General features: G+C 45.9%; 12 protein-coding genes. 5 read left to right on the top strand and 7 right to left on the bottom strand.

Annotation, left to right across the window (positions count from 1 at the left end; all coding sequences use genetic code 11):
• The first annotated feature begins 6 nt into the window (after positions 1-6).
• From AM279_RS16515 to AM279_RS16500, 4 genes are all read left to right on the top strand, one after another.
• Complete coding sequence (locus AM279_RS16515; protein WP_054409127.1) at positions 7-246, top strand: NifU family protein; 240 nt, start codon at positions 7-9, stop codon at positions 244-246.
• Positions 247-319: 73 nt separating this feature from the next.
• Positions 320-1372 carry an NAD(P)/FAD-dependent oxidoreductase gene (locus tag AM279_RS16510; protein WP_054409126.1) on the top strand — a complete coding sequence of 351 codons (1053 nt, stop codon included), beginning with the start codon at positions 320-322 and terminating at the stop codon, positions 1370-1372.
• A 65-nt stretch (positions 1373-1437) separates the two neighbouring features.
• Entirely contained in the window at positions 1438-1767 is a 330-nt protein-coding gene (locus AM279_RS16505) for a 2Fe-2S iron-sulfur cluster-binding family protein (protein ID WP_054409125.1), read from the top strand.
• A 244-nt stretch (positions 1768-2011) separates the two neighbouring features.
• On the top strand, positions 2012-2599 hold the full coding sequence (locus AM279_RS16500; RefSeq protein ID WP_054409124.1) for a peptidoglycan recognition protein family protein: 588 nt from the start codon (positions 2012-2014) through the stop codon (positions 2597-2599).
• Positions 2600-2679: 80 nt separating this feature from the next.
• Here AM279_RS16500 and AM279_RS16495 read toward each other — a convergent pair whose 3' ends face one another.
• Positions 2680-4779 (bottom strand): glycoside hydrolase family 97 protein, encoded by a 2100-nt coding sequence (locus tag AM279_RS16495; protein ID WP_054409123.1) that lies wholly within the window; start codon positions 4777-4779, stop codon positions 2680-2682.
• 405 nt (positions 4780-5184) lie between these two features.
• Between AM279_RS16495 and AM279_RS16490 the strand changes: the two genes are divergently transcribed.
• Positions 5185-6837, top strand: coding sequence for a S41 family peptidase (locus AM279_RS16490; RefSeq protein WP_160316460.1), 1653 nt, complete (start codon positions 5185-5187; stop codon positions 6835-6837).
• Positions 6838-6934: 97 nt separating this feature from the next.
• Here the strand turns inward: AM279_RS16490 and AM279_RS16485 are convergent, their stop codons facing one another.
• The 6 genes from AM279_RS16485 to AM279_RS16460 form a co-directional block, all read right to left on the bottom strand.
• Complete coding sequence (locus AM279_RS16485) at positions 6935-7945, bottom strand: DUF6438 domain-containing protein (RefSeq protein ID WP_054409121.1); 1011 nt, start codon at positions 7943-7945, stop codon at positions 6935-6937.
• A gap of 247 nt (positions 7946-8192) precedes the next feature.
• A complete protein-coding gene (gene clpX, locus AM279_RS16480; protein WP_054409120.1) occupies positions 8193-9425 on the bottom strand; it encodes an ATP-dependent Clp protease ATP-binding subunit ClpX in 1233 nt (410 codons plus the stop codon).
• A gap of 73 nt (positions 9426-9498) precedes the next feature.
• Positions 9499-10173 (bottom strand): ATP-dependent Clp endopeptidase proteolytic subunit ClpP, encoded by a 675-nt coding sequence (clpP, locus tag AM279_RS16475; protein ID WP_054409119.1) that lies wholly within the window; start codon positions 10171-10173, stop codon positions 9499-9501.
• A gap of 107 nt (positions 10174-10280) precedes the next feature.
• Positions 10281-11606: a trigger factor gene (gene tig / locus AM279_RS16470; protein WP_054409118.1), complete on the bottom strand. Its 1326-nt coding sequence runs from the start codon at positions 11604-11606 to the stop codon at positions 10281-10283.
• 95 nt (positions 11607-11701) lie between these two features.
• Positions 11702-12052, bottom strand: coding sequence for a phage holin family protein (locus tag AM279_RS16465; protein WP_054410378.1), 351 nt, complete (start codon positions 12050-12052; stop codon positions 11702-11704).
• 72 nt (positions 12053-12124) lie between these two features.
• The gene (locus AM279_RS16460) at positions 12125-13666 is read right to left on the bottom strand and encodes a G-D-S-L family lipolytic protein (RefSeq protein ID WP_054409117.1); all 1542 of its coding nucleotides are present in this window, start codon (positions 13664-13666) and stop codon (positions 12125-12127) included.
• Between the last annotated feature and the right edge of the window lie 5 nt (positions 13667-13671).

Raw genomic sequence — 13671 nt, 5'->3', positions numbered from 1 at the left:
ACTACAATGACAACTGAAGAAATAAAGCTTAACGTAGAAAAAGCCCTTGAAGAAATCCGTCCGTTTTTAGAGTCAGACGGGGGTAACATTACCCTGATAGATATTGAGGATGACAAGCACGTTAAGGTGCGCCTTGAAGGCGCCTGCATTAGCTGCAGCGTTAACCAGATGACGCTTAAGGCCGGTGTGGAAACTACCATTAAAAAATATGCGCCGCAAATAGAAACGGTAGAAAACGTTGCCTAACGCGCGCTGACATTTATCATATTTCCCAAAAAAAGTTTCAGGCAATTTTGCCCTGAAATATCTATTACATACAATGATTACAACCGATATACTAATCATAGGTGCAGGGCCCACTGGGCTCTTTGCCGTGTTTGAGGCGGGCCTGCTAAAGCTAAAGTGCCATATTATTGATGCGCTTCCGCAGCCGGGCGGGCAGCTTACAGAGCTATACCCCAAGAAGCCCATTTTCGATATCCCGGGCTACCCGTCTGTACTGGCGGGCGACCTGGTAGACAACCTTATGGAACAAATTAAGCAGTTTCAGCCGGGCTTTACCCTTAACGAAAAAGCCGAAACCATAGAAAAACTGGAAGACGGCACTTTTATAGTTACCACCCACAAAGGCACTAAGCACCACGCCAAGGCAGTAGCCATTGCCGGAGGACTGGGCAGCTTTGAGCCCCGCAAGCCGCTTATTGAAGGCATTGAAGCCTACGAAGAAAACGGCGTGGAATACTTTGTAAAAAACCCTGAGCAGTTTCGCGATAAGCGCATTGTAATTGCCGGTGGTGGAGACTCGGCGCTGGACTGGAGTATTTTCCTGGCCAATGTGGCCAGCGAGGTTACACTGGTACACCGCAGAAATGAGTTCCGTGGCGCGCTTGATTCGGTAGAGAAAGTGACTGAATTAAAGCACCAGGGCAAGATAAACCTGGTTACCCCTGCCGAGATTACCAATGTGTTTGGCGATGGTAAGGTAGAAGCGCTTGAGCTGGATATTGACGGCGAAAAGAGCATCCTGGAAACCGATTATTTTATTCCGCTTTTCGGGCTTACGCCAAAGCTGGGCGCTATTGCAAACTGGGGCCTTGAAATTGAAAAGAATGCCATTAAGGTAAACAACGCGCTCGATTACCAAACCAATATTGAGGGCATTTATGCCATAGGCGATATCAATACCTATCCAGGCAAGCTGAAGCTGATATTGTGCGGCTTCCACGAGGCCACGCTAATGTGCCAGAGCGTGTACAACAGGCTGAACCCCGGCAAGAAATATGTACTTAAGTACACCACCGTAAGCGGCGTAGACGGCTTTGACGGCACCCGTAAAGAAGCTGAAAAGCAGGTGGTAAAAGCGATAGAATAACTGTTTATTGTTCAGGGTTCATTGTTCATTGTTACGTGACCCTGAGCAACAATGAACAATGAACCATGAACGAAATAACGATTAATATAACCGACCGCGACGGCGTTACCCACACTGTTCAGGCGCCTACAGATATGGCCATGAACATTATGGAGCTGGTGCGTGCATACGAGCTGGCCCCTGAAGGGACTATAGGCGTATGCGGCGGTATGGCCATGTGTGCATCGTGCCAGTGCTATGTACTGAATGATGTACCCCTGCCCGAAATGGGCCCCGATGAAGATGCAATGCTGGCCGAGGCGTTTTATGTAAAGCCCAACAGCCGGCTGGGCTGCCAGCTAAACATTACCGATGAACTTGAGGGGCTGGCTATTGAGTTAGCACCGGAGTATTAGTTGAGCCCCAGCGGGGCGGCATATTTATAGCAAATAAACGTAATATAATAAAGAGCTCCGTAGGAGCGGTATATATGCCGCTCCTACGGAGCTCTTATTTCTGAATATTTTGTTTTTAATAAAATCACCACTATTAGGTATTGTGCACCGGTATTACAATTTATATTTTTAATTTAATAATAAACCGCCTGATACCTGCATTTGGTATTTTACAACTATTAAACCAACCAATAAACAAAAAGATATGCCTTGGAAACCTATTGCTGCCTTAAGCTTTGATGCTGAAGCTTTTGACAAATACTGCCATTCGCTTACCTGGCCTGCATGGCGCCCTTCATTTATTGTATTGCACAATACTGCTTCGCCTTCTTTAGCACAACGTCCCAATGGCCTTACGTTACAACACATACGCAACCTTGAAAGTTACTATCGTGATACTAAAAAATGGAGTGCAGGGCCACACCTTTTTATAGATGACCACCAGATATGGGTCTTTACTCCCCTTACCATGAGTGGCGTACATTCTCCATCGTGGAATAAGTTGGCTTTAGGCTTTGAAATGCTTGGCAACTATGAAACAGAAAACTTTAGTAGCGGCAGGGGTCTTGCAGTCCGCAAAAATACAGTAGCAGCAATTGCTACTATCAGTGCTGTTTTAGGCATTGATCCTGAAACTATGCGCCTGCATAAGGAAGATCCGGGTACTGATCACGACTGCCCGGGTAAGAAAGTAATAAAATCTGAAATTATCAATGAGGTAAAAACGCTTATGGCTAAGCGCCATGGTATAGAAGGCCACGATATGAAAGACAATCCGGAATTTGATGCATAAGCAACTAATTGTGAGGTAACATCAAAAATTATACTCAAATATAAAAAGGCCATCAGTTGATGGCCTTTTTATATTTGAACTTATTTTATACTTATTGCACAACCGCCGCTGGTAGCCAGCTTTTGCTTCAGCTTGGTTTTACTGGTAACCTTCATGGTGGTTATCTTGTAGCTCTGCGGGTTGTTTATGTAGTCGGCATCTTTACCGTCGGCATAAATGGTAGCCGTAAACGTTTTGCCTTTCGGCAGGAAGTCAAAGTTAATGGTAGCCGTACGCGCATTCTCATCGGTAATAGAACCAATAAAATACTCGTCTTTTCCTTTAGCCTTACGTGCCATAGTGATGTAATCGCCCGGTTCGGCTTCAAGCACCCAGGTCTGGTCCCAGTCTACCGCCACATCTTTAATAAACTGGAAGGCATCAAGATGTTTGTTATACGTTTCCGGCAGGTCGGCTGCCATTTGCAGCGGACTGTACAGCGTAACGTATAGCGCCAATTGCTTAACCAGTGTAGTGTGAATGTATGAATTGTTCTCAGGGTTATAAGCGTTTACCTTAGTTTGGAAAATACCCGGGGTGTAGTCCATAGGGCCACCCACAAGGCGTGTAAACGGTAGTATGGTAGTATGGTCGGCATTATTACCGCCAAACGACTCATATTCGGTACCGCGGGCGGCTTCGTTGCCAATAAGGTTCGGGTAGGTACGTGCAAGGCCGGTAGGGCGCACTGCCTCGTGGGCGTTAACCATAATTTTATATTCGGCAGCCTTTTCAATGGCATACAGGTAGTGGTTTATCATCCACTGGCCGTAGTGGTATTCGCCACGCGGAATGATATCGCCCACATAACCGCTTTTAACCGCGTTGTAGCCGTTGTCTGCCATAAATTGGTACGCTTTATCCATCCAGCGCTCATAGTTGCGTACAGAGCCCGATGTTTCGTGGTGCATAATAATCTTCACGCCTTTGCTTTCAGCATACTTGTGCAGTTCCTGTACATTAAAGTCAGGGTAAGGGGTAATAAAGTCAAACACAAAATCTTTCGATTTACCAAACCAGTCTTCCCAGCCTTCGTTCCAGCCTTCTACCAATACGGCATCAAAACCGTGCTGGGCAGCAAAGTCAATATACATTTTTACGTGCTCGTTATTAGCCGCATGCTTGCCGTTTGGCTTGGTTTTGCTGTAGTCGGTTTCGCCAAGCTTTACGCTGGTAAGGTCGTTATAGGCCCAGGTACTTTTGCCGGTTATCATTTCCCACCAAACGCCTACGTATTTTACGGGCTTGATCCATGAGGTATCTTTAAATTTGGTAGGCTCGTTAAGGTTATAGGTAAGGCGTGAAAGCAGGATGTCGCCGGCTTTATCGCTCACGATAACCGTCCTCCACGGCGACTGGAATGGCGACTGCATATAGCCTTTGTTGCCAACAGCATCGGGCGTAAGCCAGCTTTCCAGCACCATGTTTTTGTCGTCAAGGTTAAGCGACATGCACGAGTAGTCTATCAGTGCCGCTTCGTGAATGTTGATGTACAGCCCGTCCTGGCTTTTCATCATCAGCGGGGTTTGCAGGCCTGTTGGCGAAAACGGCGTTTGCGACTGGTTTGGCGTAACGGCGTCCTTCATTTTGCCGCGCACCTCGCTCAGCTTGCTGGTAACGGTGCTGTACTCCTGGGTGTCATAATCGCCCGGAAGCCAGAATGCCTTGTGGTCTCCCGCAAGGGCAAACTGCGTGCGCTCTTCTTTTATAACAAAGTAGTTTAATTCCGGTTGTTCAGGGAATTCATACCTAAAGCCCAAACCATCGTTAAACACCCTGAAACGGATGCGGATGTAGCGTCCTTTTTGCGCCTTTTGGCTCAAGGTTACCGCAAGCTCGTTATAGTTGTTGCGGATGCTTTTCTCCTCGCCCCACACGGGTGTCCAGGTTTCATCAAAGGTTGCAGTCTCGGCTTTATCAATGGTAAAACCGTCGAGCATAGAAGCCACGTCTTTTGTTTCAATACCCAGCTTAGAGGTTTTGATTACGGGTTTCTTTTTATAGGTAAGTTCGTAGGTAGGTTCGCCCTTGGCCGAAAGCGCAAAGGTAAGCACCAGGTTTTTATCGGGCGATGTTATTTGCTGCTGTGCAAACGTGGTGATGCCTGCCAGCAGCGCCAGCGCCATAAAAAAGTGTTTCATAATACTGCGAAATTTGGATTGCGTGATAAAATTAGCATTTTAAGCCCTATAAATTTACAGATTATTGATCTACAGGTTACGCAAACCTTTGCGTGTTGAAAAGTTTTCCTTTTTAAGTCAAAGGCCGAAAGAGGGAAAGTCGAAAGAATGAGCTTGGGTATTTTAAGGATGCGGATGGTTAATTAATTTAAACACAAAGGCCACAAAGACACAAGGAACACAAAGAAAACACATTCCTCAAAGTTCACAAAGCTTTGTGGACACTAAAATACTGTAGCTTCCTTTGTGTTCCTTGTGTCTTTGTATTTAAAAATATTCATCCACACAATAACACCAAATTATCCAATTGCTTTTTGCAATAAACACACTATGTGTAAGTTTATAAGTACAACCAAACCAACAACAATGCGCTTACTTGCACTTTTCTTATTATTTACCACAGCTGTATTTGCCAAACCCAATGATACTGCCAAATACAAAACCTTTGGCCTGGTGTGGGGCTTTTTAAAATACCACCACCCGGAGATATCTAAAGGCAAGCAAAACTGGGATGCCGAATTTATAAAGCAGTTCAACACCCTTGAAACGTTGGGCACTACAGACGAAATCAACAGTTTTTACAAAACGTGGATTAACAGCTATGGCCCCGTGGCCGATGTTGCCCCTAAAACATACGGCAACGAATATTTTACCCAAAACGAAGACTACCGCTGGTTTGAAGCTTCGGGGTTTGATGACGGCCTTAAATCCCTGCTTCTAAAAATTAAGAACGGCAAACACACCGCCGCCAACTATTATGTAAAAATACCCAAGCTTACCGACCTCCAGGATTTTAGCAACGAAAAGGGTTTTGAGGGATTTGATGTAAAACTGAAAAGCCACCGCCTGCTCAACCTGTTCAGCTTTTGGAATGTTACCCAGTACTGGAACCTTAACAAATACCTGTTTGACGAAGACTGGCTAACCGTGCTCGATAAAAGCCTGCCTGATTTTATTGCTGCCGACACACAGGCTAAAATGGACCTTGCCAAAGCGCGGCTATATCATCATATACAGGACAGCCACTGCTGGTTTATGACCGATGAAATTCAAAAAACCATACTGCCTACACTGTACCCACCTTTTTGGGGACAGGATATTAACGACAGCATTGTTATAACCGGAACACCCTCTAAACCATTGCTGGACAAAACCGGTATAGCCCTGGGCGATGTTATAACCGCCGTTAACGGAAAACCGGTTAAGCAGGCGCTCTTTGAACGCGTTGGGCAATACCTGTCTTACGGCAACGAATACCGGCTTAGGGAACGGGGCGTATGGCTGTTAAGGAGCGCATCTGAATATGACACATATACCGTTGTGGGCAAAGATGCAACCCCGCGCGATGTAAGGGTGCAGCAGCTAAGCAGCTTTGAAGGCCAGTTGCAGCGCGAAGACCTTCCGGCACCTAAAACGGCCTTTCCTGATGATGTAGCCTATTTATGGATGGGAACTGCCACGAAAGCGGACCTGAAGAAATTTTTTAAAGACAATGCCAATAAAAAGGGGGTAATACTGGATATGCGCAACTACCCCGACAAATTTACCGTAGAAGACCTTTCCGGTTATTTGTATCCTGAAAAAAGAACCTTTGCCGTTTTTATGGCGCCCACAAAAACCCCGGGCATTGCAGAAAAAAACAACCAGGCCGCACTGGGCTTTATAGACGACCCGCTGGCTGCCGGCAGCAGCAGCAAAAACTACTATAAAGGCAAAGTAATACTGCTGGTAGACAACCACACCATAAGCCAGTCAGAATTTATGGGCATGTGCGTGCAGGCAGCACCTAACTGCACAACCGTAGGCACACCCACGGCCGGTGTTGTGGCTAATGTAGTGCAGTACACCCTGCCCGATAAAAGTACAGTAGACTACACCGGCTACCAGGCGTTTTACCCTGATGGCACCGTAGTGTTTAAAAAGGGGCTTAAAATAGATATACCCGTAGGCCAAACCGCACTGCACTTTAACCCGGGCCTTATTTATGAAAAAGCAATTGAGGTTATTAACGCGCAATAAATATGCCCGCACATCCCACCCGCACATTCAGTTACACTCAGTATTGAGGCCGGGCATTTTAGGCAACGTAAGTCATTCGTGCAATTTTAAAACGTCTTTACTTAACCTGATTCCAGTCCTGGTTTAACCGCAGGGCATATAGTATTCTATGTAAATAACGTAATCCATAGGTGCCCTGCACGCCATAATCTGTAATCGTTTTAACCTTGCCACCATTGTAGGTTATTTTTAATACCGCACTCTGGTCATCAGTCCATGATACATTGTAATTATCCTGTAAGTGTGGGAAATCAAGATAATTAAGCAGGGTTTTTATTTGGGTATAATCAGCTTCTTTTAATGTAGTTTTATAAGTCCCGTTCAGCAATTCGCCTTGCTGCCATGGTTTGGTGTAGTTATAATATTCAGCTTTAAATGTTGCCTTGCTGTTTTGTTCCATACTCAGCTTAAATATGGGGCATTCTCCCATACAGCCGGTAGTGGCATATTCAATTTCTTCAATTGAGAAAACAGGTGGAGCCGAATTATACTCAACAAAATCACCAAAGGCATAGCGTAAAACTGTTCGGGTTTCGGGTTTTCCGGGGCCGGTAATCCCTTTTTTCATTGGCGGCTTATAGACTACCAAAGTTGGCTGGCTATTAATAGTTTCTACTTTTGGTACAAGGCCATACCACAAGCCATCAGTAAGGTCGTGCAATTTTACATTGCCCGCCCCAAAATTCATTAGTACGAACGCATTAAAATCCCTTGACCATTCAACCAACATATCAGGATGTGTATTGGCGGAAGTATAGGTGCGGTTAACACCTGTCACTACCAGGTCAGTATAGCCATTGTTGTCAAGGTCTGCCTTAATATAAGAATAGTTTACCTTTAGCCGGGTGGCGAGGTTTTTTAGCGCTGAATCGCAGCTGATGCATGTTATATCCTGTACTCTTTTTAATATGAATTTATGGTAAAGCGTATCATGCCTGCCAATGTACTGTTCAATTTGCGCATTGGTTTGCAGGGAATCTATTTCGGTTGGTAGTAGTTCCGCTTTCGCGAATTTTGTCTCTTTACTACAGGAAACCAAAATCAAGAAGAATAGGGTAAGGTATTTCATGGCGTATAGGTTTGAACAGCTAAAATAAAGAAAAAGATTGCTTCGTCGTTCCTCCTCGCAATGACTAACTACATAAAAAAAGCCCCAAACGGGGCTTTGTATTTTTCAAATAAGAGAAAAGATTACTTCGTCAGTTCGGGCTCTGCCCTCGTGTCTTCGACTCCGCTGCGCTTCGCTCAGAATGACAGAGAATGCTTAACAGCATATCAACTGTAAGAACAACTCCCAACCCTTAACTCCTAACAAGCTAAGAAGCCGCTTTAAGCCTCTTAAGCAGTGTTTTGTTCAGGTGGTGCTCTACATAATCCTGGTCAATGTGCAGGCTGGTATCGTCTGACCCCGGAAGCTCATACATGGCTTCAGTTAGGATGGCTTCGCACAATGAACGAAGGCCGCGCGCACCCAGCTTGTACTCCAGTGCCTTGTCTACAATGTAATCAAGGGCATCATCAGTAACGCTAAGTTCTACATCATCCATAGCAAACAGTTTTATGTACTGCTTTACAAGGGCGTTTTTAGGCTCGGTTAATATAGCGCGAAGGGTTTCGCGGTCCAGCGGATCCATGTGCGTAAGCACCGGTAGCCTACCTATGATTTCAGGTATCAGCCCGAAGTCTTTTACATCTTTTGGAATGATGTACTGCAGCAGGTTGTCTTTGTCTATATTGTCGGCGTTTTTGCTGGTGCTGTAGCCCACCGCCTGGCGGTTAAGCCTTTTAGATATGATGCGCTCAATACCATCAAACGCGCCACCGGCAATAAACAGGATATCCTGTGTGTTTACCTCAATAAACTTCTGGTCAGGGTGCTTGCGTCCTCCCTTAGGCGGAACGTTAACCACAGTACCTTCCAACAGTTTAAGAAGCGCCTGCTGTACACCCTCACCGCTTACGTCACGTGTAATGCTTGGGTTATCGCTCTTACGGGCAATTTTATCTATCTCGTCAATAAACACAATACCGCGCTCGGCTTTCTTCACATCATAGTCGGCGGCCTGTAACAGGCGCGTAAGGATGCTTTCTACATCTTCGCCCACATAACCGGCCTCAGTAAGTACCGTGGCGTCTACAATGGTTAGGGGCACATTTAGCATACGGGCAATGGTTTTGGCCACCAGGGTTTTACCCGTACCGGTTTGGCCCACCATAAGTATGTTACTCTTTTCAATCTCAACCTCATCATCGCCCTGCTGCTGCAACAACCTTTTGTAGTGGTTGTATACCGCTACCGAAAGCACCTTCTTGGTTTGGTTCTGGCCAATAACATACTGGTCCAGGAACGCGCGTATTTCTTTCGGTTTCTTAAGCTCAAGTTCTCCGGCCAGTGTGGAGTTGCCGCTTTGTTTCAGCTCTTCCAGCACAATGCCGTGCGCCTGCTCAATACACCTGTCGCAAATATGTGCGCTTATGCCCGCTATAAGCAGGTTGGTTTCCGGTTTTTTGCGCCCGCAGAACGAACATTCTAATACTTCTTTTGCCATTTTTTCATTTGTTATACAATAACAGGGACGACTAAACGCCTTCCCTGTTACCTATAACTCATTATTGTTCAAATTATTCTCTTATTAACACTTCGTCAATCATGCCATAGTCTTTGGCCTCGAATGCTTTCATCCAGTAATCGCGTTCGCTGTCTTTATACACCTTGTCATAAGGCTGCTTAGAGTGCTTGGCTATAATGTTGTAAAGCTCTTCTTTAAGCTTCAGCATTTCCTTCAGATTGATTTCCATATCGGTAGCCACGCCTTGTGCACCGCCCGATGGCTGGTGAATCATTACGCGGCTGTGTGGTAGTGCGCTACGCTTACCATCGGCACCGGCGCAAAGCAGCACCGCACCCATAGAAGCCGCCATACCGGTACATATTGTAGCCACATCGGGCTTTATGTACTGCATGGTGTCATACATGCCAAGGCCTGCATACACGCTGCCGCCCGGCGAGTTAATGTAAATCTGGATGTCTTTGCTGGCATCTGTACTTTCCAGGAACAGCAGCTGCGCCTGAACGATGTTAGCAACCTGGTCGTCAATACCCGTTCCAAGGAAAATGATACGGTCCATCATAAGGCGCGAAAACACGTCTATCTGGGCAACGTTCATCTGGCGCTCTTCCATAATGTATGGCGTAAGGCCGGTTGGGGTAACGCGGTTTACCAGCTTGTCATAATATAAGTTGTTTACACCGTGGTGTTTAGTGGCATACTTTTTAAATTCTTTACCGAAATCCATAGTTTTTTATTGTTTTTTGAATGTGATTCGACAATTTAGGTCCTAATAATATAAAAACGCCAGCTTAAAAAAGCTGACGTTCAAATATACTCATTTTTTTCGATATATTATTCGCCGTACATCTCCTTGATAAACTCCTGATATGTAACGTCTTTAGTCTTAAACTTCACGTTTTCTTTGAAAAGGTTAAGCATTTTTTCGCTCATAACCTGCTCGCTAAGCCTCTTAACCTCGTCTTTGTTAGAAAGCACACGGGCAACAATTCCGTCTACATCCTCATCGGTTGGGTTTAGCTGGCCAAACTGTGCCATTTGCTTTTTGATAACCGTAGCAGTGTAGGCTTTAAGGTCGTCAAAAGTAATTTGCAGGTTGTTAGACGTGATTACTTTACCTTCAATAAGCTGGTAACGCAGGCCGTTTTCAGACTTTTTGAACTCCTCTTCAGCCTGTTCAGCAGTTAGCGGGGTTTCGCCTGCTGTCTGAAGCCATTTTACAAGGAATTCAGCCGGAAGGTCAAACTTGGTTTCAGCAATAAGGAATTCGGTAACATCGTTAAGGAATTTCTGGTCGGCCTGTTGTGCAAACTGCTGCTCAGCATCTTCCTTGATTTTAGCCTTAACCTCTTCAATAGAAGATACTGCGCCTTCGCCAAAAAGCTTATCAAAAAGCTCTTGGTTAAGCTCTGCCTTATCGTGTGTGTTTACTTCTTCAATAGTAAAGTTAACCTCAATATCAAGACCGTGAACATCATCATGGCCTACCGCAAGGTAATCCATTAGTTTGTGGTCGTCGTCAAAAAGGCCTTTAGTGCTTACGGTAACTACATCGCCTACTTTTTTACCTATGAATTTCTTAGCCTCTTTTTTAGCCTTGAAAATTTCTGTAGTGATGGTAGTGCGGTTGTTGATGCCTTTTTCTTCGTTAGTAAAAGTACCTACTATGTCATCTCCGGCTTCAACGGTATCTTTAGCTACAAGCTTGCCAAATTGCTTCTGGATGCGCTCTATCTGCTCATCAAGAAGCACGTCATCAGCAACGATGTTGAATTTTGTAATCTTGTTCTTAGCGCCAAGGTCTACAGTAAACTCTGGGGCAAGGCCAAGCTCAAATTCAAATTTAAATTCATCGGCATCCCAGTTAAAGTCTTCCGTTACTTTTGGAAGCGGGTTGCCCAGTATATCAAGTTTTTCTTCTACAAGGTAGTCGTTAAGCTTAGTTTGCAGCAGCTTGTTAACCTCATCAAGAAGCACGGCTTTGCCATACTGCTTTTGTATAAGACTCATAGGCACAGCACCTTTGCGGAAACCCGGTATTGAGGCGTTTTTCCTGTAGTCGCCAAGTACCTTGTCAACCTGCGGTTTATAGTCCTCTTTAGTAATAGCTATTGTTACAACAGCATTTAGCGCGTCAACCTGCTCTTTTGTGATATTCATTAGTCCAAATGTTTTATTCAAATAAGTGGGCGCAAAATTATGCTTTTTTTGATATGTGAACAAATTTTTAAGCCCCTGAATTACAATACTGTTAATTAGCGCCTGTCCCTGTCGTTAGTAAGGCCTGCCACAAGCGACTGGCAAACCGAAAGCACCAGGCTAAACAGCAGTGCCACCCAAAACCCGTCGAGACGGAAACCCGGCACGAGCTCGGCGCAAATCATTACTATTATGGCATTTATAACCAAAAGGAAAAGCCCCAGCGTAAAAATGGTAGCCGGCAGTGTAAACAGCACCAGTATGGGCTTTACAAAAATATTAAGCAGCCCCAGCACGGCCGCCACCAGCACTGCGGTTGTAAAGCTGTCTACATGTACCCCGTGTAAAAAATGGGCCAGCAGCAGTACAAACACTGTAGTAAAAAAGAGGTTGATAAGCGTTTTCATATCGTGGTGTTTTTTGTATAAAAATAAAAAAAGCGCCATAAAAACGGCGCTTTTGTATACAATATTTAGCAATTAGTTAGATGGCAGTACTGTAGCACCCGGCAGGTAAGCAGGGCTAACCAGCGGCAGGTGTGCGCCATAATGTTCGTTAATAACCTTTATAACCTCGCTGGCTACAAGGGCATAACCACGCGCATTAGGGTGAATACCGTCAAGGCTGAAGAGCGTGGTGCTTAGCCTTTCTGTACTAAAATAGTTGGCGGTATAAATTTGCCCGTCCTCAAGCCTTAAGCCTTCTACAAGCGCCCCTAAAATGGCGTTCATATCGGCTACGGCAAGGTCTTTAGATGCTGCAATGGCGCGTATGGTAGCGTTAAAATTATCAGTAGCGGAGTTGGCCAGTGTTTTCTCTGCATTGGTAAGCACGTGCTGGTCCTGTAGCGGATAGGTTACCCCAAATATGTTAAACGGCGCCGGCACACCCGCAGGCGCACTGCCTATAACAGAGCTTGTGGTAAGCAGTATTAAATCTGCCGAAGTAGCCTGCCTGGCCTGGCCGTAAGTAGCACCAATAAAGGCTGCAGTTTGCGCGCCCACCAGCGGTGTAAAGGCCGCCGTAAGCTGCACCTGCAGGTTAGCAAGGGCTTCGTCTTTTATAAGCACAGGGTTAGGCGTTTCTGTACTGAGCATATTAACCCTGTCTCCCTGGCCCAGGGCTGTAAGCACCTGCTTAAGCGGGCCATACAGCTGTGTGTTAAGCGCGGTTATGTTTTCTGCACCACCCAGTGCCTCGGCGGTTAGCGGTGCATAAGGTACGGTTGTAAAATACGGTATAGACGTTACATAAGGTATGGTAGCCACCACACCCTTGGCGCCGTTAGACGTTAGCGTGTTTACAATGGTTGAATACACGCTGGCAAAAACGGTTGGGTCGGTAATATCGTTACCGCCGTAGGTAGCCGGGTTCATGTTGCCCGTTTGGTCTACACCCACCCCGCCCGATGTGGCATAAGCCAAAACATCGTTAGCGCCTATCCAGTTGGTAAAGAACGTGGGGTTTAGCGACATGGCATCGGCCAGTACGGTAGTGTTAGGGTTTGTAGCCATACGTACAAAATACGGGTTTGCAAGCCCGGCAGAAAGCCCTGCGGCGTTACCATACCCGGCAGCCAGCAGGTGGAACGACTTGGCACCCGGAACCCCCATGTTATTAAAGGCCGTAGCCTGTGGCGTTAGCGTTATTGATGTGGTGCCCTGTATAGGCTCAGGCCCTCCGGCAGAAGCATCTATAATAAGGCGTGTATTAAAGCCCGGCAATGGCAGGCCGCCCAGGTTGTTTACATCGTCAGCATAAGAAGGCTGGGTAAACGCGCCGCCGCCCACAAGGGCAAACTGCTGCGCCAGCAGGTTAGGGAACGAATACATTTGGCCGGAACGGAACACAGTACCATCCATAAAACCGGCGGTTAGCGAGTTGCCCACTGCCACATAGCGGCTAAAATCGGCCTCGCCTGCGCTGTAGCTGGCATTGGTAACCTCGTTTTCAAATTCGGGTTCGCAGCCTGCAACACCCATGGCCAGGAGCGATATAAAGAGTATATTTCTATTTTTCATTGTGA

The sequence above is a fragment of the Flavobacterium akiainvivens genome (assembly GCF_001278115.1).
GTDB classification, from domain to species: domain Bacteria; phylum Bacteroidota; class Bacteroidia; order Flavobacteriales; family Flavobacteriaceae; genus Flavobacterium; species Flavobacterium akiainvivens.
Note: the sequence above shows the minus strand (reverse complement) of the source record. Positions and strands in the feature narration are given on the sequence as shown.

Bases quoted from the DNA above. Each gene is read 5' to 3' on its own strand.
- AM279_RS16505 (WP_054409125.1), top strand. From the start codon at position 1,438: ATGAACGAAATAACGATTAATATAACCGACCGCGACGGCGTTACCCAC.
- AM279_RS16490 (WP_160316460.1), top strand. From the start codon at position 5,185: ATGCGCTTACTTGCACTTTTCTTATTATTTACCACAGCTGTATTTGCC.
- AM279_RS16495 (WP_054409123.1), bottom strand. From the start codon at position 4,779: ATGAAACACTTTTTTATGGCGCTGGCGCTGCTGGCAGGCATCACCACG.
- AM279_RS16460 (WP_054409117.1), bottom strand. From the start codon at position 13,666: ATGAAAAATAGAAATATACTCTTTATATCGCTCCTGGCCATGGGTGTT.
- AM279_RS16485 (WP_054409121.1), bottom strand. From the start codon at position 7,945: ATGAAATACCTTACCCTATTCTTCTTGATTTTGGTTTCCTGTAGTAAA.
- clpX (WP_054409120.1), bottom strand. From the start codon at position 9,425: ATGGCAAAAGAAGTATTAGAATGTTCGTTCTGCGGGCGCAAAAAACCG.
- AM279_RS16500 (WP_054409124.1), top strand. From the start codon at position 2,012: ATGCCTTGGAAACCTATTGCTGCCTTAAGCTTTGATGCTGAAGCTTTT.
- AM279_RS16515 (WP_054409127.1), top strand. From the start codon at position 7: ATGACAACTGAAGAAATAAAGCTTAACGTAGAAAAAGCCCTTGAAGAA.
- tig (WP_054409118.1), bottom strand. From the start codon at position 11,606: ATGAATATCACAAAAGAGCAGGTTGACGCGCTAAATGCTGTTGTAACA.
- AM279_RS16510 (WP_054409126.1), top strand. From the start codon at position 320: ATGATTACAACCGATATACTAATCATAGGTGCAGGGCCCACTGGGCTC.
- AM279_RS16465 (WP_054410378.1), bottom strand. From the start codon at position 12,052: ATGAAAACGCTTATCAACCTCTTTTTTACTACAGTGTTTGTACTGCTG.
- clpP (WP_054409119.1), bottom strand. From the start codon at position 10,173: ATGGATTTCGGTAAAGAATTTAAAAAGTATGCCACTAAACACCACGGT.